We start from the raw sequence: 23,547 nt of genomic DNA, 5'->3' as shown, positions 1-23,547 counted from the left end.
GCGGACCCTCGCGGGTGACGCGTCCCACCCGTCGGCGCGTCAGCCCGGCCCGGTCTGGCGAGGTCCTAGCCTGGAGCCCGTGGAGGACCCAGGGATGCCGAGCGGATCCGAGCCCGCCGTCTCGACGCGCGTGCTCACGCTGCCTAACGCCCTCACGCTGCTGCGGCTGCTGCTGATCCCCGTCTTCTTGTGGCTGCTGCTGGTGCGCCACGCCGAGCTCGCGGCGTTCTGGGTGCTGGCGGCCTCGGCGGCGACGGACTGGCTGGACGGCGTCGTGGCCCGCCGCTACGGGCTCGTGAGCCGGCTGGGCCAGACCCTCGACCCGGTGGCGGACCGGTTGTTCGTGCTCACCACCCTGCTCGGGCTCATGGTGCACGGTGTCGTGCCGTGGTGGTTCGTCGTCCTGCTGCTCGCCCGCGACCTGTGGGGGGTGATCGAGATGGTGCGCCTTCGGCGCCACGGCCTGCGCACGCTGCCGGTGTCCTTCATCGGCAAGGCGGCGACCTTCGCGCTGCTCACCGCGTTCCCGCTCATGCTGCTGGGGCACGGGCCGGGCACCCCCGCGGCCGTCGTCCGGTCCGTGGCCTGGGCGTTCGCCTGGTGGGGGGCCGGTCTGTACTGGCTGTCGGCGATCATGTACAACATCCAGGCGCAGCAGGTCGTGCGCCGTGAGTCGGGGGAGGAGGCACGATGAGCACGTCGCCTCGCCCGCGCCGTCCGGACGAGAGCATGACCCTGCTGACGGAGATGATGGATCGTCCGCTGGACCCCGGGTATGCCGCCGAGGCCGACCGCCGGGTCGCGGCGGGCCTGACGCCGACGCCTTCAGGGCGCACGTGGCGCACCACCGTCTACCTCCTGCTGATCGGGGTGCTCGTGGCGAGCGCCGGCATGGCCCTGCGGCAGCCCAAGGCCGCCGTCACCGCGGAGAAGTCCGCGCTCGTCGCCCAGATCGAGCGCCGTCAGGCCGAGGCGGACCGGACCCAGGCGCAGATGGCCACGTGGGAGGCCGAGATGGCGCGCGTCCAGGACCAGGTCCTGGCCGGCCAGGCCGAGCAGGGCCTGACGGAGCAGCTGAGGCAGGCCGAGCTCGGGGCGGCGGCCGCCCCGGTCCAGGGGCCGGGGCTGGCGGTCACCGTCGACGACGCGCGCACGAGCACCGGGACCTCCGCCGACGGCAACCCCCGCACGTCCGAGCAGGACCCGGGGCGCGTGCAGTCCAGCGACCTGCAGCTCGTCGTCAACGGGCTGTGGGAGGCGGGCGCCGAGGCGATCGACGTCAACGGGCACCGGCTCACGGCGACGTCGGCGGTGCGCTTCGCCGGGGAGGCGATCCTCGTGGACTACCGCCCCCTGACCCGCCCCTACGTCATCCACGCCATCGGGGACCCGCAGCAGCTGCGCACGCGGTTCCTGGCCACCGAGGGCGGCCGGTGGCTGGATGCCCTCGGGCGCGAGGTCGGGATCCGCCACGACGTCGTGGCGCAGGACCGACTGGTGCTGGAGGGCGACAGCGGCGTCCGCCTGCGCCACGCGACATCGGTGCCGCCCGCGGCCGGCATACCGACCACCCGCGCCGCCACCACCGCTCCCACGACCCCCAGCACAGCCCAGATGCCCGTCCCCAGCACGACGACCAGCACGACGGAGGCCAACCCGTGATCCCCGCCCTCGGACTGCTCATCGGCATCGCGATCGGGGTCTTCCTCGACCCGTCGGTGCCGGTGTGGCTGCAGCCCTATCTCCCCATCGCGATCATCGCGGCGCTCGACGCCGTCTTCGGCGGCCTGCGGGCCGTCCTCGACGGCATCTTCAACGACAAGGTGTTCGTCATCTCGTTCCTGTCCAACGTGGTGGTGGCGGCGCTCATCGTCTTCCTCGGTGACCAGCTGGGCGTCGGCGCACAGCTGTCCACCGGGGTCGTCGTGGTCCTCGGCGTCCGCATCTTCTCCAACGTCGCCTCGATCCGCCGGCACCTCTTCCACGCATGAGCACCCGCGTCCCGGACCCGCCCCAGCCCGATCCCGAGCGCCAGCCCGATCCCGAGCCCCAGCCCGTTCGCCCCTCCGCATGGCGGCGGCTCGCCCGCGTGGGGCGCCCCCGCCTCACCAAGGCCAACGCCGTCGCGACCGCCCTCGCGGTGCTGCTGGGCTTCGCCCTCGCCACGCAGCTGCAGTCGCAGTCCCGCCGCGGCCTGGAGTCCCTGCGGACCACCGACCTCGTCCGGATCCTCGACGACCAGAACGCCCGCTCCGATCGCCTCGACGCCGAGGCCCGCCAGCTCCAGGCGCAGCGCGACGAGCTCGTGAACGGCTCCCAGCAGGGCCAGGCGGCCGTCGCCGCGGCCCGCGAGCGCCTCGACACGCTGGGCATCCTGGCCGGCACCGCCAAGGCCAAGGGTCCTGGCGTCACGATCCGCATCACCGACCCCCAGGGCAAGGTCACGGCGCCCATGCTGCTGGACGTGGTGCAGGAGCTGCGGGACGCGGGTGCCGAGGCGATCCAGGTCGGGGACGTGCGGGTGGTGGCCTCCACGTGGTTCGGCTCCCAGGACGGCTCCCTGCGGGCCGACGGCAAGCCGCTCCGCGCCCCCTACGTGGTCAGGGCGATCGGTGACCCGGCCACCATGGACGCCGCCATGCGGATCCCCGGCGGCGTCGTGGAGAGCATGAGGCAGGAGGGTGCTGACGCGACCGTGGCGCGGACCGATAACATCACGGTGGACGCGCAGGCGACGCCGGCGCAGTCACGTCACGCTCAACCCGTGCCGGCCCCGACGACGGGACCCGTTCCGTAGCACACCCCCACGGAGGCCTGTCGGAGCCGGAGTCATCCGCGACCTACAAAGGAGCGCCATGTCGGAGCTGTCCTACCCCGAGAACCTTCGCTACACCGCCGAGCACGAGTGGGTCGCCGTCGAGGGCGACCTTGCCAAGGTCGGCGTCACCGCGTTCGCCCAGGACGCCCTCGGCGACGTCGTGTTCGTCAGCCTCCCCGCCGTGGGGGACGAGGTGGCGGCGGGTGACTCGTGCGGCGAGGTGGAGTCGACCAAGTCCGTCTCCGACCTGTTCTCCCCGGTGTCCGGCGAGGTCGTCGAGGTCAACGAAGAGCTCGACTCCGCGCCCGAGTCCGTCAACTCCGACCCCTACGGCAGCGGCTGGATGTTCACCGTCAGGGTCAGCGACCCGGGCGAGCTCGACGGTCTCCTGGACGTGAGCGCCTACAAGGCCCAGCTCGACTGACCGATAGGCTGGTGCCTCGGCCACAATTCTCATACGGTGTCACCCGCAGTGACCCGCACGTTCTCGTGACGGGCACGGCGGGTGACACCGATTGATCGCCAAGGAGTGACTGCCTCATGAGCAACCCCGAGCAGGAGGGCCGCCGCCCTCTCCCCGAGGGTCCGTCGACGCAGCAGTTCCAAGGTGTCGGTCCCGACCTGGATCACGCCCTCGAGGGCGGCGGCGCCCAGGGTGGGCACGACCAGGCCACCGTCGACGCCCTGCGGCCCGGCACGGCCCTGCTGGTCGTGCTGCGTGGCCCCAACACCGGCGCGCGCTTCCTCCTCGACGCCGAGGAGGTCAGCGCCGGCCGTCATCCCGACAGCGACATCTTCCTCGACGACGTGACCGTCTCCCGTCGGCACGCGGTCTTCGTGCGCATGGGGGACACCTTCGAGGTGCGGGACGTGGGCTCGCTCAACGGCACCTACGTCAACCGCGAGCGCACCGACGCCGGTCGCCTGCAGGCCGGTGACGAGGTGCAGATCGGCAAGTTCCGCCTCGTGTTCTACGCCCCGTCGTCCAGCTGATGCCGGTGAGTGACGGCCCCTCCTCGCACAGCACCTACACGATCGGCGCCGTCGTCGCGGCGCTGGTCGACGACTTCCCCGACCTGTCGATCAGCAAGGTCCGGTTCCTCGAGGCCAAGGGGCTGCTCACTCCCGAGCGCCGCCCGTCCGGCTACCGCGTGTTCTCCGAGGCGGACGTCGAGCGGCTGCGCTACATCCTCACCGCGCAGCGCGACCGGTTCTGGCCGCTCGAGGTCATCCGCGAGGCGCTGGACGCCATCGACCGTGGCCTCACCCCCTCCGGCCCGGGGGAGTCCAGCCTCCCCACCGTGCCCGAGACCGTCGCCGTGGACGCGGTCGACCCGCTCCTGGCCGCCCCCCGCTCCTCGGTGCTGCTCACCGAGCGCGAGCTGCGCCGCCTCGCCGGGATCGACGAGACCACGCTCAGCGGTCTGCTGACCTACGGCCTCCTGCGCCCCGATCGCCAGGGCCACTTCGACGAGGACGACCTGGCGGTGGCCCGTGCCGCGGGCCGGCTCGCCGCCCACGGGATCGAGCCGCGGCACCTGCGGCCGTTCCGCACGGCCGCCGACCGTGAGCTGGCGCTCGTCGAGCAGGTGCGCGGACCTGCCGCCCGACGGCGTGACGACGACCCCGCGGTCGACATACTGCGGGCCTGTCTGTCCCTGCACGCCGCCCTGGTCCGAGGCGGCCTCGGGGACTGATCAGGGCCTCGCGACACGCGACGAGCCGCCGCAGTCGGGGTACCGTGGCGGGGTGAGGTCACTAGAGGTGCTCGGGGTCCGGGTCGAGATGCCCACCAACAAGCCCATCGTCCTGCTCAAGGAGACGGACGGCACCCGCTTCCTGCCCATCTGGGTGGGGGCGGCCGAGGCCACCGCCATCGCCTACGCGCAGCAGGGGGTCGAGCCGCCGAGGCCGCTGACCCACGACCTGATCGCCACCCTCATCCCCGCGCTCGGCCACCGGCTGACCGAGATCCGGATCAGCTCGCTGCAGGACAGCTACTTCCGGGCGACGCTCGTCTTCGACGGGACCGTCGAGGTGGACTCCCGCGCCTCCGACGCCATCGCCATCGCGCTACGCACGGGCACGGGCATCGTGACCACCGAGGCCATCCTCGACAAGGCCGGCGTGACCATCTCCGGGGAGGGCACCCAGGGGGAGGGCGGCGAGGGCGGGGAGGTGACGGCCGAGGACGAGGTCGAGCGCTTCCGCGAGTTCCTCGACCACGTCACCCCCGAGGACTTCGAGGGCGGCCCGGGCGAGGGCCCCCACGAGGCCTGAGGGCGCGTCGGCGTCCTAGGCCGTTCGGGTGGGGGGGGTCCCGCACGCCCCGGTGGCGCCGCCCGACACACGCCCCGGCTGCGGGCTGATGTGATTGACGACCCCTGGGCCGGGACGTACCGTCGATCACGAGCCCGGCACCACGTCCCGCGATCGCGCGGGGCGCCCTACAGCCGAGTCGAGCAGCGCGAAGGGGAGGGGCCGTGGGTCCGGAGCACACCGACCGCCCGGTCGTGCCGACCGCCTCGCAGGGGCTGCTGTTCACCGACGACCTGCCCGACCTGTCCGAGGACATCGGCTACCGCGGACCCACCGCCTGCAGGGCCGCGGGCATCACCTACCGCCAGCTCGACTACTGGGCCCGCACGGGGCTCGTCGAGCCGTCCGTGCGCGGCGCCACCGGCTCGGGCACGCAACGGCTCTACGGCTTCCGGGACATCCTGGTCCTCAAGGTCGTCAAGCGGCTGCTCGACACCGGTGTCTCCCTCCAGCAGATCCGCGTGGCGATCTCCACCCTGCGCGAGCGCGGGGTCGAGGACCTCGCCCAGATCACGCTGATGAGCGACGGCGCGTCGGTCTACGAGTGCACCTCCGCCGACGAGGTCATCGACCTCGTGCAGGGCGGGCAGGGTGTCTTCGGCATCGCTGTGGGCCGCGTCTGGCGCGAGATCGAGGGTGAGCTGTCCTCGCTGCCGAGCGAGCGCTTCGAGGACGAGGTCCAGCCGGACTTCCCCGGCGACGAGCTCACCGCCCGACGACGCACCCGCTCCGCCGGCTGACCCACCTGATCGGCGCGCGCCAGGGCGCGCAGGCCCGACCTCACCCTGCTGCTAGGGTTTGCAGCGCTGATCACCTCACGTGGGAGAGATCCTGCGCGGCGAGGGCCACGCGACGACGCGATCATCCGGCGTCGCGCCGGGCCGCCCGTCCGCGGGGCGCCGAAGGGGCAACTACCCCGGAACCTCTCAGGCACCCGGACCACGTGGGCAGGCACCCTGGATGCGTCGCCCGTCGCAGACTGGAGGGGACGGACCCGCCGCCACGGCGAGCCCGACCTACGCCCGCCTGCCACGAGGAGCCTGCCGTGAGCGCAGACAGCACCACCACCGTGCCGGAGTTCGTCTCCCGCCACATCGGTCCGCGCGAGGACGACGTCGCGCGCATGCTGGAGGTCATCGGCCAGCCCAGCGTCGAGGAGCTCATCGCCCGCACCGCGCCGGACGCCATCCTCGGCGGGCCGGCCCTCGCGCTCGACGGGGCCCCCACCGAGCAGGCCGTCACCGACGAGCTGCGCACCATCGCCGACCGCAACCAGGTCAAGACCTCGCTGATCGGCCTCGGCTACTACGGCACCGTGACGCCGCCCGTCGTGCGGCGCAACGTGCTGGAGAACCCCGCGTGGTACACCGCCTACACGCCCTACCAGCCCGAGATCAGCCAGGGCCGGCTCGAGGCGCTGCTCAACTTCCAGACGATGGTCATCGACCTGACCGGGCTCGACATCGCCAACTCCTCCCTGCTCGACGAGGGCACCGCGGCGGCCGAGGCCATGACCCTGATGCGGCGGTCCAGCAAGGCCGCCAAGGACGCCGTCCTGCTGGTCGACGAGCAGGTCCTGCCGCAGTCCTATGCCGTGATCGCCTCGCGTGCCCTGCCGCTCGGCACCCAGGTGGAGCGGATCGACCTGTCGTCGGTGACCACGGCCGAAGGACTGGTCGAGGCGTCCGGCGGCAAGGGCGTCTTCGGGGTCCTCGTGCAGTACCCCGGCGCCGACGGCGAGATCCGTGACTGGCGCGCGCTGGCCGAGGCCGCGCACGAGGCCAAGGCCCTCGTCACCGCGTGCACCGACCTGCTCGCCCTCACCCTGCTGACGCCGCCCGGCGAGTGGGGCGCCGACATCGCGGTGGGCAACAGCCAGCGGTTCGGGGTGCCGATGGGCTTCGGTGGGCCGCACGCCGGGTTCATGTCGGTGCGCAAGGGCCTGGAGCGCTCCATGCCCGGGCGCCTGGTCGGGGTCTCTGTCGACGAGGCCGGCGCTCCGGCATACCGGCTCGCCCTGCAGACCCGAGAGCAGCACATCAGGCGGGAGAAGGCCACCTCCAACATCTGCACGGCCCAGGTGCTGCTGGCCGTCATGGCCAGCATGTATGCCGTCTGGCACGGTCCCGACGGGTTGCGGCGCATCGCCGAGCGGGTGCAGCGGCACACCGCCGCGGCGCGCCAGGCCCTCGTAGCATCGTCCGTGGACGTGCGCACCCAGCACCACTTCGACACCCTCACGGTCTCGGTGCCGGGGCGCGCCGACGCCGTCATGGCTGCTGCGCTCGAGCGCGACCTCAACCTGTGGCGCGTCGACGCCGACACGGTGCAGCTGTCCTTCGACGAGACGACGGACCGGGAGCAGGTCGCGGCCGTCGTCGAGTCCTTCGGCGCGAGCTTCTCCGGGGGCGTGCCGGGCGACCTGGCCCCGTCCTGGCCCGAGGCGCTGACGCGCACCAGCGAGTACCTCACGCACCCGGTGTTCAGCGCGCACCACTCGGAGACGGCGATGATGCGCTACCTGCGCCGCCTCGCCGACAAGGACTACGCGCTCGACCGCGGGATGATCCCGCTGGGCTCGTGCACGATGAAGCTCAACGCCACGACCGAGCTCGAGCCCATCACCTGGCCGGAGTTCTCGTCGCTGCACCCCTTCGTGCCGACCGACCAGTCCGCGGGCTCGCGCCAGATCGTCTCGGACCTGCAGCAGTGGCTCGTCGAGATCACGGGCTACGACGCCGTGTCGATGCAGCCCAACTCCGGTGCGTCCGGCGAGCTGGCCGGCCTCATGGCGATCCGCGCCTACCACCGGGCGAACGGGCAGGAGGAGCGCAACGTCTGCCTCATCCCGTCCAGCGCCCACGGCACCAACGCGGCGTCGGCGGTGATGGCGGGCTTCAAGGTGGTCGTGGTCAAGTCCACGGCCGGCGGGTCGATCGACATGGAGGACCTGCGCGGCAAGGTCAAGGAGCACTGCGAGGTGCTCGCCGCGATCATGGTCACCTACCCGTCCACGCACGGCGTCTACGAGGACACCATCGTCGAGCTGTGCGAGCTGGTCCACGAGGCCGGCGGTCAGGTCTACGTCGACGGCGCCAACATGAACGCCCTGGTCGGCGTCGCCCGTCCCGGGAAGTTCGGCGCGGACGTGTCCCACCTCAACCTGCACAAGACCTTCTGCATCCCCCACGGTGGCGGAGGCCCGGGCGTCGGCCCGATCGGCGTGCGGTCCCACCTGGCGCCATACCTGCCCAACCACCCGCTCGCCCCTGAGGCCGGACCGGACACGGCGACCGGGCCTGCGGCGTCCGCGCCGTACGGCTCGGCGTCGATCCTGCCGATCTCGTGGGCGTACATCCGGCTCATGGGCGGCGAGGGGCTGCGGCGCGCGACGCTCGCCGCCGTGCTCAACGCCAACTACGTCGCGGCGCGGCTGCGCGACCACTACCCGGTGCTCTACAGCCAGGACGGGCTGGTCGCGCACGAGTGCATCCTCGACCTGCGCGGCATCACGCACGACACCGGCGTCACGGTCGACGACGTGGCCAAGCGGCTCATCGACTACGGCTTCCACGCGCCGACGATGTCCTTCCCGGTCGCCGGCACCCTCATGGTCGAGCCGACGGAGTCCGAGGACCTCGTGGAGCTGGACCGGTTCTGCGACGCGATGATCGCGATCAAGGCCGAGATCGACCAGGTCGGATCCGGCGAGGTGGCGGCGGACGCGTCCGTGCTCCGGCACGCGCCCTACACCGCCGAGTCGCTGGCGGGGGAGTGGGACTACGACTTCGACCGGGCGACGGCGGCGTTCCCGGCGGGGGTCGACCCGCGCTCGAAGTACTGGCCGTCGGTGCGCCGCATCGACGGCGCGTACGGCGACCGCAACCTGATCTGCACGTGCCCGTCCCCCGAGGCCTTCGAGGACTGACGACAGCGCGAGGACACGAGCGACGTAGGAGCGAGGCCCGGAGCGCGGAGGAGGTCCGACCAGAGGGTTCGAGGACTGACGACCGCGCGAGGACACGAGCGACGTAGGAGCGAGGACGGGCACCGGTGGTGCCCGGCCTCGCTCAGCCGCGGACGGGTCGACCCGCGCGGTAGGCGCTGGGCGCGATCCCGACGAAGCGCGTGAACTCGCGCGCGAGGTGGGCCTGGTCGAAGAATCCGAGCCGGGCCGCCAGGTCGGCGAGCGACTCGTCGGTGCGCGCGTCGAGGGCGGCGACGGCGTCCTGCAGGCGGTAGCGGCTGATGACGCGCTTGGGGCTGACGCCGACGAAGCGGGTGAACTGCCGCTGGAGGGTGCGTTCGCTGCTACCCGTCTCGACGACGAGCCGGGCGACGGTGGTCAGGGAGGGGTCAGTCGCGATGTTCAGGACGGCCTCGTGGACCTCGACCCAGGCCGGGTCGACGCGGTCCAGGAGGCTCACCAGGGCCTGCTCGACCGTATGCCGGAAAACCTCGGGGTCACCCGGATCGTCGGCGGCGGCATACGCGTCCATGACCGCGCGCGGCAGCACCTCGTCGGCGAGGACGGTGCGGTCGGTGAGGGCGCCCGCGGGGACGTCGCTGACGGCGGCGAGGGCGCCGGGGCGGAACTTCGTGCCCAGCACGTAGCCGCGCCCGGCGAGGTCGACGTCGAACCGCCGCGTCGGGACGCCGGTGACCACGACGGCGTCATACGGGATCCCGGGACGACCCGAGCCCACCTCGTGGGTGAGGTTGTGCGAGAGCTGGGGGACGAGCGAGCCGGGGAAGCGCTGCTGAGCAGGCAGGTCCCAGGAGAGCAGCCAGTGGCGCTCGACGAGGGGCGCGAGCTCGTGGCCGGGCGCGATGCTCCGCGGGGGAGCCACCCGGTCCTGGGCGCGGGGGTGCAGCACCACGCCCGGCGGGGGTGGGGGCGCTGACGGGTTCGTCCAAGCCGGCACCGCTCGATCGTAGGAGGGTGGGGGCATGACGACCAGCGACTCGACCGACCCTTCCCCGCCGACACCCGTGGTGCGCCTCGCGATGGTGACCCTAGACTGCGCCGACCCCGGTCCGGTCGCGGACTTCTGGGCCGAGGTGCTCGGGTGGGACAAGGCCTACGGCGACGAGAGCTATGCCATGTTGACGGGTCCGTCGCACGCGCTGGGCTTCGGGAAGGTCGAGGGATGGCAGCCTCCCGCCTGGCCGGACACCGCAGGAGCCAAGCAGTTCCACCTCGACCTGGCGGTGGAGGACATCGCGGCCGCCGAACAGCGCTGCGTCGAGCTGGGTGCGACCGTGCCGGACGAGCAGCCGGCCGATCACGAGGAGGGGACCTGGCGGGTGCTGCGCGACCCGGCCGGGCACCTGTTCTGCCTGACCGAGGCCAAGAGCTGGGGCTGAGTCGCTGCCCGCGAAGCCCCTGCTCGCGAAACCTGGACGACGGGCGGATCCTCGCTCGTTAGCGTGGGTCGCATGCCCTCTCCCTGGCCGCGCCGCAGCGGCTCCCTCGTCCTGCGGGACGCGACGCCCGGTGACGTCGAGCAGCTGCTGACCTACCGCAACGACCCCGAGGTCAACCGCTGGATGATGCGGACCTCCGTGGATCCCGAGGAGTTCCGGCGCTCGTGGGCCGCGGCGCCCGGTAGCGACACCGACCACTCGTGCGTGGCCGAGCGCGACGGTGTCGTGGTGGCCATGGGCTTCCTGGAGATCGTGGACGACGGCCTGCACGAGGAGACACCGCGCGGCGTCGAGGCGGTCATCGGCTACATCGTCGACCCGCGCCGGGCTGGTCAGGGGGTGGCGACCGACCTCGCGCGCGGCTTGGTGGCGGCGGCCGTCGACGACCTGGGGCTGCGGCGCGTCAAGGCCTGCTGCAACCGCGACAACCCCGCCTCCTCCCGCGTCCTGGAGAAGGCGGGGATGCGGCGCGAGGAGCATGGCGTCGAGGACTCCTGGCACGCCGAGCACGGGTGGGTCGACGGCTACGGCTACGCGATCCTCGCGGAGGAGTGGCGGGGTGAGGTGGGTGGCCTTCGTGAGATCCGCGACGCGTCGGCGGCCGTGCAGCCCCGGCGAGCCCTGCCACCGGCCGTCGCGTGGGAGACCGGCGAGCGGCATACGGCCAGGTTGTCCCTGGGCGACGCCGCACCGGACGACGTGGATCAGATCCTGCGCTACCGGAACCGTCCCGAGGTGGGGCGCTGGATGCTGCGAGCACGGGTGGAGCCGGAGGCTTTTCGACGGGCGTGGCTCGAGCCGGGGGAGCGCGACCGGTCGTTCGTGGCCCGGCTCGGGGACCGTGTGGTGGGGAGCTGCTCGATCGAGGTGCGCGACGGCAGCGGTCAGCCCGGCGGACCCGTGCAGGGCTGCGAGGCGGAGATCGGCTATGTGCTCGACCCGGCGTTCCACGGACAGGGCTATGGGCGCGAGATCGCCGCTGCCGGCCTGGACCGCTGCTTCCGCGAGCTCCGGGTGCGTCGGGTGACCGCCGGCCTGTATGCCGACAACGTGGCATCAGCCCGGTTGTTGTCCGGGCTCGGGATGCGCCTGGAGCAGTACGGTGTCCGCGACTCGTGGCACCCCGACCACGGCTGGGTGGACGGTGCGGCATACGGCCTGCTCGCCCGCGAGTGGCGGGCCTGACCTCGACCAGCAGCCCCAGCCAAGTGACCACGCGGCCCGCCTGGCCCCTGCCCCGTGGCCGAGGAGACCGATGGACCTGCGATTCCCCGCCCCGCTACGACCGGGGACACGGTCGGGGTGACGAGCCCTTGGTCAGGGGCGTCGGGGCCGCTGCAGACGCGTCTCGACGTAGGCTCCCGGCTATCGTGGAGGTCGTGATCACGGTCCAGGACAGCCTCGCCCGGCTGCGTCGCCTCGCCGACGACGGCAGTCTGGCGAGCGCCTGCCGCGAGATCGGGGTGGCACTCCTCGTGGTCCATGGATCCGTGCTGACGCGCCCTGACCGGGCCCGCGACGTCGACCTGGCCTACGCCACGCTCGGTGGGGCTGCGTCGGACGAGCTCACCCTGGTCAACCGGTTCCACGAGCTCGTGCCGGGTGACCACCTGGACCTGATGGACCTGGGCCGTGCCGACCCGGTCGCGCGCCTGGCCGCCCTGCAGCGGGGGGAGCTGCTGCACGAGGCGGAGCCACACCTCTACGCCGAGCAGCACCTGGCGGCGGTCGGCGCCTACCGGGACACGCAGTGGATGCGTGATCGCGCGCTGGAGCGGCTCTGATGCCCCCTCGCGACCTCGACGACCAGGTGGTCGTACGACGGCTGACGGCCATCCGTGAGCTGGTGGACCTGCTGGCCCGCCAGGGGGAGGTCAGCGGGGCGCAGCTGCGGGACGACCTCGTGCTGCGCCTGGCCGTGGAGCGCGCTCTGTCTCAGCTGGTCGACCTGGCCAGCGACGTCAACTCGCACGTCGTGGCCGTCGCAGGGATCGCCGAGCCCACGGACTACCGTGCGTCGTTCAACCAGGCTGCGCGAGCCGGACTGATCACTGACGAGCTGGCGAGACGTCTCGGCCCCAGCGTCGGCCTCCGCAACATCCTCATCCACGAGTACGTGCAGGTCGACCTGGACCTGGTGGCGAGCGCCGTTCCCCTGGCCGCGTCGCAGTTCGACGCGTACGTCGCGCAGGTCAAGACCTGGCTGCAGGCCCGCGCCTAGGAACCGGCTGCCCCGGTGACGCCGGTGAGCGGGCTGGCTAGTGTCGTCCTATGGTCCCCCAGGTGCACGGTGCCGACGAGGAGCGGAAGTCGTGACGGAGCCGAGCCGGTGGGCGCGCGCGGCCGTGGCTCATGTCGAGGGCATGAGCAGCGGTGCCCCGCTTGATCGGTCGCTGCGGATCACGCTCAACTTCCACCCAGACCGCGGATCGGCCGGCGACACCGTGGTGGACCGCCTGGCGCGAGAAGGCATCTACCGCGACCAGTTCGAGACCGGCACCAGCAACGGCGGGCTCACCGCGCACCCTGGTGGCGACCGGTTCCGTTGGGAATCACGGATCTTCGGGGGTGCGTATGACGACGCGCCCGCCTCCGAGCGACCGCGGTACGGCGCGCTGAACCACCGCCGACGGGGAGTGGGTGGCGCGGTGCGCTTCGGGTCCTGCCACCTGCGGCTGGCGGAGCACGTGCTGGACCGGGCGACCTTCTGCTTCCCGGACTCGTTCCGCGAGCCGGCGGACTTCGGGACCGCCGGTCGTTTCGACCTGCTGCGGATGTCGGCCGCGTTCGACCTCGCCGCGGCGGCGTGCGCCTCCGAGCGGGAGGAGGCCAGCAGGGCGGGATCCTCGACGACTACGTCGAGGCGCACGTGCACGGTGTCGTGGCTCTGGCGGAGGACGTCGAGGCGGTGGTGCTGGATCCGTCATACCGCGGCACCGAGGTCGAGGCGGCGGCCGCGCGGCTCGGGGTCCAGGTCGAGTGGCACGAGGGCCGGGTGCTGACGGTCGAGGAGCTCGGGCGGCGCCGGCACTACCGCGACCCCGATGCGTATGACCTGGGGCTGGCCGTCGCACGGGAGGGGCTGCTCGACGCCGCGGTCATCGGTGAGGCTGCGCGCACGGGACTGCACCATCCGCAGAGCCTCAAGCAGGTCTGGCACCTCACGGCGCGGTTCGGTCGTCCGGTCCACGACTGGCGGACGACGACGCACGACTGGGGCACCTCGGTCGACCACGTGCACCTCGCTGAGCTGCGTTGCGGCGCACTGATGCTCGGGGGAGTCAGCCTGCGGCACCTGGTGCTCGAGGTGCTGGCCTACGCGAATGACGAGGCCGAGGCCCTGGGGCGCCGGGGACTGGCTGTCGTCACGCTGCACCCGGACGGGTCCGTGGAGATCCGCGACGACGGACGGGGGACGGACACCCGCCGCGACGACGCCGGGAGGATCGTGCGCAAGCCCGTGATGGCGACGCAGGACGTGCGCTTCGCCGATCCCGGGTCCGCGCCGAGGCTCGCGGACAGGCGGCCTCGGGTGGGGATGTCGTCGGTGGCCGCCGTGTCGCGCTGGCTGGTGCACACCAACCGCCGGGAGGAGGGCGCCTGGTCGCAACGCTACGAGCACGGGGTGCCGACCACGACCCTGGCGGACGTCGCAGGGTGCGCGGGGGAGGGGACGGGGACGAGCGTGCGGTTCCTGCCGGACCCGGCCTACGTGACGGTGGGAGTCCTGTCGACGAGCGACCTCGGTGGCCACGCATGGATCGAGGTCGCGCTCCGCCGGTGACGCCTGGGGCTGCCATCCTCGCCCGGCGGTCCCTGCCGCCCCACGTCCTCCCTCGGACATGGCCGGCTCACACGGCCTCCGGCAGGGCGCGGACCTCGAGGGAGGAGCCGTTCTGGGTCCGGATCAGCCTGACCTGGGCCGGAATTCGCTGCCTGAGCTCGGCGACGTGGCTGATGATGCCGACGCTGCGACCGCCTGCTCGGAGGCCGTCGAGGACCTCCATCACGTGCTCCAGAGCCGCCTCGTCGAGCGTGCCGAAGCCCTCGTCGACGAACAGGGTGTCGAGGTCGACGCCGCCGGCCTCGGCCCGCACGGCGTCGCCCAGGCCGAGCGCCAGCGCGAGCGAGGCCATGAAGGTCTCGCCGCCGGACAGGGTCGTAGTGTCCCGGGCCTTGCCGCTCCACGCGTCGACGACCTCGAGCCCCAGCCCGCTGCGGGCGCCGCGCGCCGCCAGACGGTCGGAGTGGCGCAGCTCGTAGCGCCCGTCGGTCATGACGGCGAGCCGCTCGTTGGCCAGCGCGACGACCTCCTCGAGGCGTGCGGCCAGCACGTAGGTGGGCAGGCTCATGCGGCGCAGGTTGTTGGCCCCGGACCCGGCCACGGTGTCCGCGACCTCACGGATGACGTCGGCACGCCGGACCGCGGGAGCCAGCGACTCGAGCAGGCCGAGCGCCTCGGCGGTGTGCCGGGCGAGGAGCCCACCCGCGTCCTCCGCGACGCGTGCGGACCCGGTGGCGTCGCGGGCCTGCGCTCTGGCCCGCTCCACGGCGACGGCGAGGGCATCGAGGTCAGGGGTGGGAGCGGCCATGGCCTCGGCGACCTCCGGGTCGTCGAGGACGGTCCTTGCCTGCAGGACGGCCTGGTCGTGACGCGTCAGGGTGACCTCGAGCCGGCGTCGCTCGTCGACCGGCAGCGCGGCGGCCTGCACCTGGCGCGCGTCCTCGAACTGCGAGCCCTGCAGCCTCTCCGCCAGGACCTCCTCGGATCGACGCAGCTCGCGTCGCGCCCGCGCGTGCGCCGTGCGGGTCTCGTGCAGCACGCCCAGGGCCTCGACGGTGGAGCGCACGGTCGTGAGGAGCTCGCGGACCAGGGCTCCAGAGGGCACGTCGGACCGCTGCGGGGCATCAGCCGGGGGGAGGGCAAGCTCGAGGGCGTCCTCCTCGGCCAGCTCGTCGAGCAGCCTCCACGCCTCTGCGCGCTCGACCTCGCTGCGGCTGCGGGCCAGCTCCACGCGTGAACGGGCGGCGGCGAGCTGCTCGGCCGCCGTGCCGAGCGCGGTCCGGCGGCGCTCGATGTCGGCGTCCGCCTCGCGCAGGCGCGCCTCGGCCTGTGGCAGGGCGGCCGCGGCGCGTCGGGCGATGGCGTGGCGCTCCCGGGCGGTCGTGAGCGCCGCTCCCACGTCTGCCGCGCGGAGGCCGTCGAGCGCAGCGAGGCGTTCGCGCAGCTCGTCGGCGTGCGCGATCCGCGTGGCACGAGCGGACTCGAGCGCGGACAGCGCCTCGACCTCGGCAGACCTCGCCTCGGCGAGCACCTGCTCCGCAGCCTCGACGTCGTCGGCCGTGACCAGGTCCCCGGCCTCGCCGGTGGCGGGGTCCGGGTGCTCGGTGGCCCCGCACACGGGGCACGGCTCGTCCTGCTGGAGGCTCAGGGCGAGCTCGGCCGCCAGGCCGTCGGCGCGTCGACGGTGCAGCCCGGCGGTGTCCTCCTGGCGGTCGGCCCGCCACGCCGAAGCCGCCGCGGCGGCACGCGCGCAGGCCTCCACACGGGCGTCGTCCTCGGCCAACGCCTCCACGCGTGCTGCCGCCTCCCGCAGCCGGTCCACCGTGAGGCGGGCCGACTCCTCCACCTCGGCCTGGTCGGTCAGTGCGGCCAGGGCATCGGCGCGCTCGGCACGGGTGCTCTGAGCCTGCTCCAGTCCGGTCCGTGACTCCGCCACCGCGGCGGCGTGGCCGGAGACGGCTGCCGCGCTGGTCTCGGCCTCCTCTCGGGCGCCGTCCGCGTGGGACACCTGGACGGCGATGCGGGTGGCCAGGTCCGCCACGGCGTCCACGCGGCGGGTGACGTCGCGCAGCACCTGCTCGTCCAGGTCGTCTGCGGGGCCCAGCCCGACTCCTGCACCGGCTTGGCCACGGGCACCCTGACCACGCGCATCCTGGGCTCGCGCATCCTGGGCTCGCGCATCCTGGGCTCGCGCACCCTGGGCCCGCGCGCCGTCGGCCCGCAGCCCGAGGGCCGCGCACAGCCCCGCCGGGAGGGCCTCGACCGCCTGCTCATGGGCTGCAGCCGCTTCGGCAGTGGCGGCGGACAGGTGGGACGCGGCGGTGACGTAGGCGACGAGCTCGGCCGCCGCGGCTGCGCGACCCAGCTGATCCCGCATGGACGACATCTCGTCGGTCCGCGCCTCGAGGCCGGCCAGGGTCGCCGCGGCCGTCGCCGCCTTGGCCCGCAGGGCGTGCACCCGGCGCCCCGCCTCGTCGGCGCTCGCGGCGTGTCGGCGTGCCGCGTCAGCATCGGTGGCCGCGGCGTCGAGCGACGTGGCCACCTGGCCGACCCGAGTGGCGAGCCTCGTGAGTGCCTCCCGGATGGCCACCGCGTCGGACGACGAGGTGTCGACGAGCAGGTCCTCGATCACGATGGGCGCCTCGGGGGGGCCGTCGTCGGCTGCTGGCCCGTCCGCGAGCGGCCCACCGGCGGATCCGGGCGACGGCGCCGCCGCGGCCACGGCCAACGCCTGGCCGGCGGCGTCGTTGACGCGCGTGAGCGTGCTCGTGAGCCTGGCGCGGGCGTCCTTGACCTCTGCCTCGACCTCGCGCCGTCGAGCCTCCAGCCACCGCTGCACCTGCTCGAAACGTGAGGTGTCGAACAGCCGCTGCAGGATCCCTGCTCGCTCGTCCGTCGAGGCCCGCAAGAACCGCGCGAACTCCCCCTGCGGGAGCAGGACCACGGTGGCGAACTGCTCAAGCCCGAGCCCGACGACCTCACGCACGATGCCACCGATCTCGTCGGCGCGCCCGGACCCCCGGTCGACCCAGGCGCCCTCGACGCGCTCGACCATGACGACCTTGTGCTGCTGCCGGGTCGTGCCGGCGCCGCGCTTCTTGGGGCGCTCGAACTCCGGGGAGCGGGTGGTGCGGAACCGCCGGGACCCGACCGACCACTCGAGCTCCACCTCGGGCACGGCGTCCGCGCCGGCGTGGTCCGAGCGCAGCGAGCCCTTCTGCCGGGCGCCGGGGATGTCGCCGTACAGCGCGAAGCAGACGGCGTCCAGCAGGCTGGTCTTGCCGGCGCCGGTGGGGCCGTTGATCAGGAAGAGCCCGGCGGCGCCCAGCTCGTCGAGGTCGACCTCGACCGTGCCGGCGAAGGGCCCGAACGCGGTGACCCGCAGGTGGTGCAGCCTCACGACGATCCCTCCCCGCTGGTGGCGACACGAACTGCCTCCAGAGCCTCCACGACCACGGCGTGCTCCTGCGGCGTAGCGGCCGCGCCGCCGCGGACGTGCTCGAGGAAGCCGTCCACGAGCTCCGGGTCGGAGGCGACGCGCAGGCGGGCGGCATACGACCTGCTCTGCGACGGCTCGACCCCCTGCGGGTCGAGCTGCAGGGACAGCGTGTGGGGGAACCGACGCCGGACCTTGTCGATCGCGTCGAGGGGGCGGACCGCGTCGGTCAGCGTGACCTGGCAGTAGGCGGACTCCGCAGCACGGTGCGCGGGGTCGCGCAGCAGGTCCTCGAGGTCGCCTCGCAGCACCGCCAGGGGCGTGTGGACGGGGGCCTCGATCCGCTCGGTCCGGACGGCGCCGGAGCGCTCGTCGCCGAGGTCCACCAGCCACGAGGACTTGGTGTGCCGCGCCTCGGAGAAGCTCATGGCGACGGGGGACCCGGAGTAGCGCACCCGCTCGTCCAGGGTCTGGCTGCCGTGGAGGTGCCCCAGCCCCACGTAGTCCGCCTCACGGAACAAGGCGAGGGGCACGTCGCCCACGCCGCCGACGCTGATGTCACGCTCGCTGTCGCTGCTCTCGCCGCCGGTGACGAAGGCGTGGGCGAGGACGACGACGGGGCCGGCGTGCCGCTCGGCGTCGGCGGTCACTCGGGCCAGGGCTCGCTCGATGACGCCGTGGTGGGATCGCTCGGCGCCGTCGAGCTCGTCCGCCACGACGGCGGGCTCGAGGTACGGCAGGGCGTAGATGCGCGTCGCGCCGATCGAGATGGGTCGCGCCAGGTCGGCGACCGAGGTGCGCAGGTGCACCCCGGCCCGTTCCAGCAGGGGACCACCGAAGCCGAGGCGCACCGCCGAGTCGTGGTTGCCGCTCGCGAGCACCACCTGGGCGCCCGCGTCGGTGATGCGGCGCAGCGCGTCGGAGAGCAGGGACACCGTCTGCGGGGCGGGGAGCGCGCGGTCGTAGACGTCGCCGGCGACCGCCACGACGTCGACGGCCTCGGAGCGCACCACGTCCACGAGGTGGTCGAGGAACTGCTCCTGGGCAGGCAGCAGCCCGACCTGGTGGAAAGAGCGGCCCAGGTGCCAGTCCGAGGTGTGGAGCATCCGCATGGTCGACACCCTAGGAGCGACCACCGACAGACCCTCGGGGACGCGCCCTCGGGAGCCGGACGCGCGGGACGTGACGCGCCGCGGACCGGTCACGGTGCGCGCCGCGGCCGCAGGTGTGGTGCCCTAGTCCGCATGGGTCAGGAGATCTCCGCCGGGCTGAACGCCCGAGAGCAACGTCAGCGGTACCGCGAGAAGGTCCAGCAGTGCCTGGACGTGCTGGAGCGCATGCTCGGGCAGCAGGACTTCGAGACCAGCGAGCCGATGGCGGGGCTGGAGATCGAGATGAACCTCGTCGACCAGGACCTGCGACCCAGCATGACCAACGAGGCGGTTCTCGAGGCGATCGACGACCCCTTCTTCCAGAGCGAGCTCGCGCGCTTCAACATCGAGCTCAACGTGGAGCCGGAGCCGCTGGCCGGTGACCGGCTCCACGCGCTGGAGCAGACGCTCCGCGAGCACCTGCGCGCCGCCCGGGACAAGACCGGTGACACCGACATCGTCACGATCGGCATCCTGCCCACGCTGACCAAGGAGCACCTCGGGCGGGACGCGCTGACGCCGACCCCGCGCTACATCGGGCTCAACGACGCGATCATGGAGGCGCGAGGCGAGGACCTGCTCCTGGACATGGAGGGGCGAGGCGGGGAGCGGGTGGCCACCTTCGTGGACACGATCGCGCCCGAGGCCGCCTGCACGTCGGTCCAGTGCCACCTTCAGGTGGCACCCGAGGACTTCGCGGAGTTCTGGAACGCCGCTCAGGCCATCGCGGGGGTGCAGATGGCGGTGGGCGCCAACTCGCCATACCTCTTTGGCTCCCAGCTGTGGGCGGAGACCCGGATCCAGCTGTTCCACCAGGCCACGGACACCCGACCGATCGAGCTGCGCAACCAGGGCGTGCGGCCCCGGGTGTGGTTCGGCGAGCGGTGGGTGACCTCCATCTTCGACCTGTTCGAGGAGAACGTCCGCTACTTCCCCGCCCTCATCCCCGAGGTCAGCGAGGAGGACCCGGTGGGGGTGCTGGAGTCGGGCACGGCCCCCGCGCTGTCCGAGCTCAAGCTGCACAACGGCACCGTCTACCGCTGGAACCGCCCCATCTACGACACCGTGGACGGCAAGCCGCACCTGCGGGTGGAGAACCGCGTGCTGCCGGCCGGACCCACGGTGGCGGACACGGTGGCCAACGCCGCGTTCTACTACGGCCTGGTCAACGCGCTGGTCAGCATGGAGCGTCCGCTGTGGTCCAAGATGAGCTTCGCGTCCGCGAAGGAGAACTTCTTCGCCGGCTCGCGCCGCGGGTTCAACGCCAACCTCTACTGGCCCGGGCGTGGAGACGTACCCGTGGACGAGCTGGTCCTGCGTCAGCTGCTGCCGCTGGCGGACTCGGGGCTGGAGTCGTGGGGGGTGGCGACGGCGGTGCGAGACCGTTACCTCGGCCTCATCGAGGAGCGCTGCAAGGCCGAGATGAACGGAGCAGCCTGGCAGGTGCGCTGCGTGGACCGGCTGCAGGAGCGAGGCGCGAACCGCGACGAGGCCCTGCGGCGGATGCTGCACCGCTACATCGACAACATGCACGAGGGTGAGCCCGTGCACACGTGGTCCCTGCCGCGCTGACCGGGTCCTGCGACCTGGTCAGCGGCTGGGCGTGACCGAGGTGCGCGGTGCTCAGCGTGGTGCGGGCTGGTTCCAGCGCTGGATCGACGGGAAGGCCCGCTCGTAGCCCAGGACGCTGATCGACCCGGCGTGCAGCTCCAGCTGCGCCCCGAACCTCGGCTCCGTGCGCAGCCATACGCTCGTCAGGATGCGGGTGGTGTGGCCGTGCCCCACCAGGACGACGTCCCTGCCCTCCTTGAGGACGGGCATCACGCGGTCGATGACGGCACGCGCCCGGGCCGCCACCTGCTCGATCGACTCGCCCGGGGTGTCACCGGGCACGACCCCGTCCTCCCAGACGGTCCAGTCGTAGCCGAGCTCCTCGCGGATCTCGGCCGTCGTGCGTCCCTCGTAGCCGCCGTAGTCCCACTCCACGAGGTGGGGGTCGATGTCCGGCTCGGGGAGACCCACCAGCTCGGCCGTGCGTCGCGCTCGCCGCATGGGGGACGACAGGACCAGGGCGAAGTCGAACTCCTCCAGCAGCGCAGCCGTGCGCCGAGCGGCTTCCTCCCCGTGCTCGGTGAGGTCCAGGTCCGTGGTGCCCGTGTGCTTCATGGCCTTGGACCACTCCGTCTCGCCGTGCCGGATCAGGACCAGCCGGCCCTCGGGGACGGGGCGTTGGGTGGGGCTACCGGTGTCGTTGCTCACGGTGGCAGGCTAACGGTCATGTCGACCGCCCAGCAGCCTGAGCATCACCGTTCCGTCCAGCTCCGGCGGACCAGCCTGGGGCGGTATGCCGCCACCAACGCCCGCGGCGGGACGTTGGAGCTGGGCACCGGCGAGGACGCGGCGTTCACTCCCGTCGAGGCCCTGCTGGCCGCGATCGGGGGCTGCACGATGGTCGACGTCGACCACCTCACGTCTCGGCGTGCCGAGCCGGTGAGGTTCTCGGTCGAGGTCGGGGGAGACAAGGTCAAGGTCGACGGCGAGGCCCGGCTGGAGGGGTTGACCGTGACCTGGGAGGTGACCTTCCCGGACGGTCCTGCGGGCGACGAGGCCCGCCGGGTGCTGCCTGACGCGATCCGTCGGTCGCACGACCGGCTCTGCACGGTGGGGCGCACCGTCGAGGTCGGGACACCGGTCGCTAACATCGTGTCAGGTGAGGAGCCTCGCCGGGAGCGGGTGCGACCGGACGCAGAGTGATCCCATGACGCGGGCTCCGCCGACGAGCGAAGGAGCCTGTCATGACCCACGACACCATCCCCAGCGACCGCATCGTCGTCGGCGTCGACGGCTCGGCGCTCGCTCGCCCGGCCCTGGAGTGGGCGGCCCGAGAGGCGGACGGGCGCAGGGCCTCCCTGCTGCTCGTGATGGCGCAGGAGGTCGCCCAGCCCGCTCCGCACGAGCTGGGGTGGTCCTACGGGCTCGAGGAGCTGGTCCAGCAGGGCACCGAGCGGGTCCTGGACGAGGCTCAGGCCACGGTGCGCGCGTCCCACCCCGGCCTGGAGGTAGCGACGCAGGCCGTGTGGGGCAGCCCGTCCGCCGCGCTGATCGAGGCATCGCGCCACGGTCAGCTCGTGGTGACCGGTAGCCGCGGCGCGGGCGGGTGGGAGGGGTTGCTGCTCGGCAGCGTCTCCGGGGCGGTCGCCGCGCACGCACACTGCCCGGTCGTCGTCGTGCCTGACCGGGCCGCGGGCGCGCCCGCGGACGGCCCGGTGGTGCTCGGCGTCGACGACTCGGCCGAGGGGCACCGCGCCGCGTTGTTCGCCTTCGGCGAGGCCGACGGTCGCGGGTTGCCCCTGGTCGCCGTCCGGGCCTGGACGATGGAGTTCGAGGGCGGCGTGGTGCCGACCGAGGAGGGGTCGTCGGCCCACGCGGAGATGAGCCGGCGCCACACCGAGCTGGTCGAGCACGTGCTGCAGCACGGACGCGAGCAGCACCCGGACGTCGTCGTCGAGACCCGCACCCTGCGCGGCTCGTCGGTCAAGGTGCTGGCGGAGGCCTCGCGCACCGCCTCGCTGGTGGTCGTGGGCAGCCGCGGGCGTGGTGGTTTCGCCGGCATGCTGCTGGGGTCGACCAGCAGGCAGGTGCTGCAGTCCTCGCACGCGCCGGTGGCCGTGGTCCGCGTCTGAGCGGCGAGTTGTCCACAGGACGGCGTGTTCCCCGACCGTCGTCCACAGGCCCTGCACTGCGTCCGGCCACCGAACCCGCCGCGGGACACACTGGGCCCCGGTGAAGGAGGAGGGCCGACATGACGGCGACGAGGACCGACCCCTCAGAGGTCGTTCGCGAGCTGATGGGTGCGCACCCGCACGAGTGCGTCGTGTGCTACGTGGGGCGCATGGTGCAGCGGTTCGACTGCGACGGGTCCTGGCGGTGGGTGCAGACGTGGCGGGAGCAGCGAGCGCCCAGGGCGACCCGCCTCGAACGCCGGCTGGGGGTCCGGGGCGCGTCGTGCGACTGCGAGCTGCAGCTGCGGGCCTACGAGGTGGAGCCCCGCGCGCTGGCGGTCGCCTGGGACGGTCCGATCGCCTCTGTCGGCCACTGCCTGGAGGTCCGGGCGGGCTCCACCCAGCCGTGCCGTCTCTGGCGTCTCGCGCAGCGCAACTGGTGGGCGGGGGAATGCCATGCGCCGCAGACGTGTTAGGCCGACATCGCCCTGACCGAAGGAGCATCCGTGGAGGACCTGCGCTACCTGCAGCTGTCGATGGCCCAGCACCTGTTCGACCAGAAGAGATACGCCGCGGCCGCCCACTCGCTCGCCGATCTGCTGGGGACCGAGCCGGACAACGTCGCCGTGCGCCTGCTCCTGGCTCGGGCGTACTACCACTCGGCGCAGCTCGGCCGCGCGCGGGACGAGCTGACCGAGCTCGTCGAACGGGCCCCGACGGACGACTACGTCCGGCTCCTGCTCGCGCGCACCCTCGAACGCCAGGGGCTGGGCGCGGAGGCCGCCACGCAGCGGCGGATCCTGGCAGCGCTCACGGGCGACGACCGCCACCTGGCGCAGGGGACGGCGCACGGGCCCGGGACTGCGCCCTGAGGTCGGTGGGTATGTCGA

General features: G+C 73.0%; 24 protein-coding genes, 1 pseudogene and 1 riboswitch. Of the genes and pseudogenes, 21 read left to right on the top strand and 4 right to left on the bottom strand.

Annotated features, from left to right (window positions below; translation table 11 throughout):
• The first annotated feature begins 94 nt into the window (after positions 1-94).
• The 10 genes from ACF3NS_RS12355 to gcvP all read left to right on the top strand — a co-directional run bounded on the left by ACF3NS_RS12355 (position 95) and on the right by gcvP (position 9,065).
• Entirely contained in the window at positions 95-694 is a 600-nt protein-coding gene (locus ACF3NS_RS12355; protein ID WP_392466366.1) for a CDP-alcohol phosphatidyltransferase family protein, read from the top strand.
• Positions 691-1,662 carry a DUF881 domain-containing protein gene (locus ACF3NS_RS12350; RefSeq protein WP_288798078.1) on the top strand — a complete coding sequence of 324 codons (972 nt, stop codon included), beginning with the start codon at positions 691-693 and terminating at the stop codon, positions 1,660-1,662. Before ACF3NS_RS12355 ends, ACF3NS_RS12350 begins: the two co-directional genes overlap by 4 nt.
• A complete protein-coding gene (locus tag ACF3NS_RS12345) occupies positions 1,659-1,991 on the top strand; it encodes a small basic family protein (protein ID WP_288798079.1) in 333 nt (110 codons plus the stop codon). The genes ACF3NS_RS12350 and ACF3NS_RS12345 overlap by 4 nt, the downstream gene beginning before the upstream one ends.
• A complete protein-coding gene (locus ACF3NS_RS12340) occupies positions 1,988-2,797 on the top strand; it encodes a DUF881 domain-containing protein (protein ID WP_392466363.1) in 810 nt (269 codons plus the stop codon). Before ACF3NS_RS12345 ends, ACF3NS_RS12340 begins: the two co-directional genes overlap by 4 nt.
• A 58-nt stretch (positions 2,798-2,855) precedes the next feature.
• Entirely contained in the window at positions 2,856-3,242 is a 387-nt protein-coding gene (gcvH, locus tag ACF3NS_RS12335) for a glycine cleavage system protein GcvH (protein WP_154592869.1), read from the top strand.
• Between the two features lie 116 nt (positions 3,243-3,358).
• On the top strand, positions 3,359-3,811 hold the full coding sequence (locus ACF3NS_RS12330; protein ID WP_154592868.1) for an FHA domain-containing protein: 453 nt from the start codon (positions 3,359-3,361) through the stop codon (positions 3,809-3,811).
• A 5-nt stretch (positions 3,812-3,816) separates the two neighbouring features.
• A complete protein-coding gene (locus ACF3NS_RS12325) occupies positions 3,817-4,515 on the top strand; it encodes a MerR family transcriptional regulator (RefSeq protein WP_288798084.1) in 699 nt (232 codons plus the stop codon).
• 52 nt (positions 4,516-4,567) lie between these two features.
• Positions 4,568-5,098, top strand: coding sequence for a bifunctional nuclease family protein (locus tag ACF3NS_RS12320; protein ID WP_392466361.1), 531 nt, complete (start codon positions 4,568-4,570; stop codon positions 5,096-5,098).
• Positions 5,099-5,301: 203 nt separating this feature from the next.
• Complete coding sequence (locus ACF3NS_RS12315) at positions 5,302-5,877, top strand: MerR family transcriptional regulator (RefSeq protein WP_392466360.1); 576 nt, start codon at positions 5,302-5,304, stop codon at positions 5,875-5,877.
• 70 nt (positions 5,878-5,947) lie between these two features.
• Positions 5,948-6,089: riboswitch (glycine riboswitch) on the top strand.
• 27 nt (positions 6,090-6,116) lie between these two features.
• Positions 6,117-9,065 carry an aminomethyl-transferring glycine dehydrogenase gene (gcvP, locus tag ACF3NS_RS12310; RefSeq protein ID WP_392469128.1) on the top strand — a complete coding sequence of 983 codons (2,949 nt, stop codon included), beginning with the start codon at positions 6,117-6,119 and terminating at the stop codon, positions 9,063-9,065.
• Between the two features lie 142 nt (positions 9,066-9,207).
• On the opposite strand, the gene ACF3NS_RS12305 is transcribed toward gcvP, so the two are convergent.
• Positions 9,208-10,062: a helix-turn-helix domain-containing protein gene (locus ACF3NS_RS12305; RefSeq protein WP_392466357.1), complete on the bottom strand. Its 855-nt coding sequence runs from the start codon at positions 10,060-10,062 to the stop codon at positions 9,208-9,210.
• Between the two features lie 25 nt (positions 10,063-10,087).
• On the opposite strand from ACF3NS_RS12305, the gene ACF3NS_RS12300 reads away from it, so the two are divergent.
• From ACF3NS_RS12300 to ACF3NS_RS12275, 6 genes and pseudogenes are all read left to right on the top strand, one after another.
• Complete coding sequence (locus tag ACF3NS_RS12300) at positions 10,088-10,504, top strand: VOC family protein (protein ID WP_392466354.1); 417 nt, start codon at positions 10,088-10,090, stop codon at positions 10,502-10,504.
• Between the two features lie 72 nt (positions 10,505-10,576).
• The gene (locus ACF3NS_RS12295) at positions 10,577-11,749 is read left to right on the top strand and encodes a GNAT family N-acetyltransferase (protein WP_392466351.1); all 1,173 of its coding nucleotides are present in this window, start codon (positions 10,577-10,579) and stop codon (positions 11,747-11,749) included.
• Between the two features lie 194 nt (positions 11,750-11,943).
• Positions 11,944-12,348, top strand: a complete 405-nt coding sequence (locus ACF3NS_RS12290; protein WP_154592863.1) for a hypothetical protein — start codon at positions 11,944-11,946, stop codon at positions 12,346-12,348.
• Complete coding sequence (locus ACF3NS_RS12285) at positions 12,348-12,785, top strand: DUF86 domain-containing protein (protein WP_154592862.1); 438 nt, start codon at positions 12,348-12,350, stop codon at positions 12,783-12,785. Before ACF3NS_RS12290 ends, ACF3NS_RS12285 begins: the two co-directional genes overlap by 1 nt.
• 142 nt (positions 12,786-12,927) lie before the next feature.
• Positions 12,928-13,275, top strand: a pseudogene (locus ACF3NS_RS12280) (DUF3626 domain-containing protein); the annotation flags it as partial.
• Positions 13,276-13,370: 95 nt separating this feature from the next.
• The gene (locus tag ACF3NS_RS12275) at positions 13,371-14,348 is read left to right on the top strand and encodes a DUF3626 domain-containing protein (protein ID WP_392466348.1); all 978 of its coding nucleotides are present in this window, start codon (positions 13,371-13,373) and stop codon (positions 14,346-14,348) included.
• Positions 14,349-14,415: 67 nt separating this feature from the next.
• Here the strand turns inward: ACF3NS_RS12275 and ACF3NS_RS12270 are convergent, their stop codons facing one another.
• Together ACF3NS_RS12270 and ACF3NS_RS12265 are read right to left on the bottom strand one after the other, a co-directional pair.
• A complete protein-coding gene (locus tag ACF3NS_RS12270; protein ID WP_392466345.1) occupies positions 14,416-17,748 on the bottom strand; it encodes an AAA family ATPase in 3,333 nt (1,110 codons plus the stop codon).
• A complete protein-coding gene (locus ACF3NS_RS12265) occupies positions 17,745-18,896 on the bottom strand; it encodes an exonuclease SbcCD subunit D (RefSeq protein WP_154592860.1) in 1,152 nt (383 codons plus the stop codon). Before ACF3NS_RS12265 ends, ACF3NS_RS12270 begins: the two co-directional genes overlap by 4 nt.
• A gap of 132 nt (positions 18,897-19,028) precedes the next feature.
• Between ACF3NS_RS12265 and ACF3NS_RS12260 the strand changes: the two genes are divergently transcribed.
• Positions 19,029-20,507 (top strand): glutamate--cysteine ligase, encoded by a 1,479-nt coding sequence (locus tag ACF3NS_RS12260; RefSeq protein WP_392466342.1) that lies wholly within the window; start codon positions 19,029-19,031, stop codon positions 20,505-20,507.
• Positions 20,508-20,558: 51 nt separating this feature from the next.
• On the opposite strand, the gene ACF3NS_RS12255 is transcribed toward ACF3NS_RS12260, so the two are convergent.
• A complete protein-coding gene (locus ACF3NS_RS12255; protein WP_288798720.1) occupies positions 20,559-21,194 on the bottom strand; it encodes a histidine phosphatase family protein in 636 nt (211 codons plus the stop codon).
• Positions 21,195-21,212: 18 nt separating this feature from the next.
• Between ACF3NS_RS12255 and ACF3NS_RS12250 the strand changes: the two genes are divergently transcribed.
• The 4 genes from ACF3NS_RS12250 to ACF3NS_RS12235 all read left to right on the top strand — a co-directional run bounded on the left by ACF3NS_RS12250 (position 21,213) and on the right by ACF3NS_RS12235 (position 23,529).
• Positions 21,213-21,689 (top strand): OsmC family protein, encoded by a 477-nt coding sequence (locus ACF3NS_RS12250; protein WP_154592858.1) that lies wholly within the window; start codon positions 21,213-21,215, stop codon positions 21,687-21,689.
• 41 nt (positions 21,690-21,730) lie between these two features.
• Positions 21,731-22,618 carry a universal stress protein gene (locus tag ACF3NS_RS12245; protein WP_154592857.1) on the top strand — a complete coding sequence of 296 codons (888 nt, stop codon included), beginning with the start codon at positions 21,731-21,733 and terminating at the stop codon, positions 22,616-22,618.
• 119 nt (positions 22,619-22,737) lie between these two features.
• On the top strand, positions 22,738-23,133 hold the full coding sequence (locus ACF3NS_RS12240) for a DUF2695 domain-containing protein (protein WP_154592856.1): 396 nt from the start codon (positions 22,738-22,740) through the stop codon (positions 23,131-23,133).
• Positions 23,134-23,163: 30 nt separating this feature from the next.
• Positions 23,164-23,529, top strand: coding sequence for a tetratricopeptide repeat protein (locus ACF3NS_RS12235; protein WP_311966457.1), 366 nt, complete (start codon positions 23,164-23,166; stop codon positions 23,527-23,529).
• The last annotated feature ends 18 nt before the right edge of the window (positions 23,530-23,547 follow it).

It is taken from the genome of Arsenicicoccus cauae, from assembly GCF_043162025.1.
Taxonomy (GTDB): domain Bacteria; phylum Actinomycetota; class Actinomycetes; order Actinomycetales; family Dermatophilaceae; genus Arsenicicoccus; species Arsenicicoccus cauae.
Note: the sequence above shows the minus strand (reverse complement) of the source record. Positions and strands in the feature narration are given on the sequence as shown.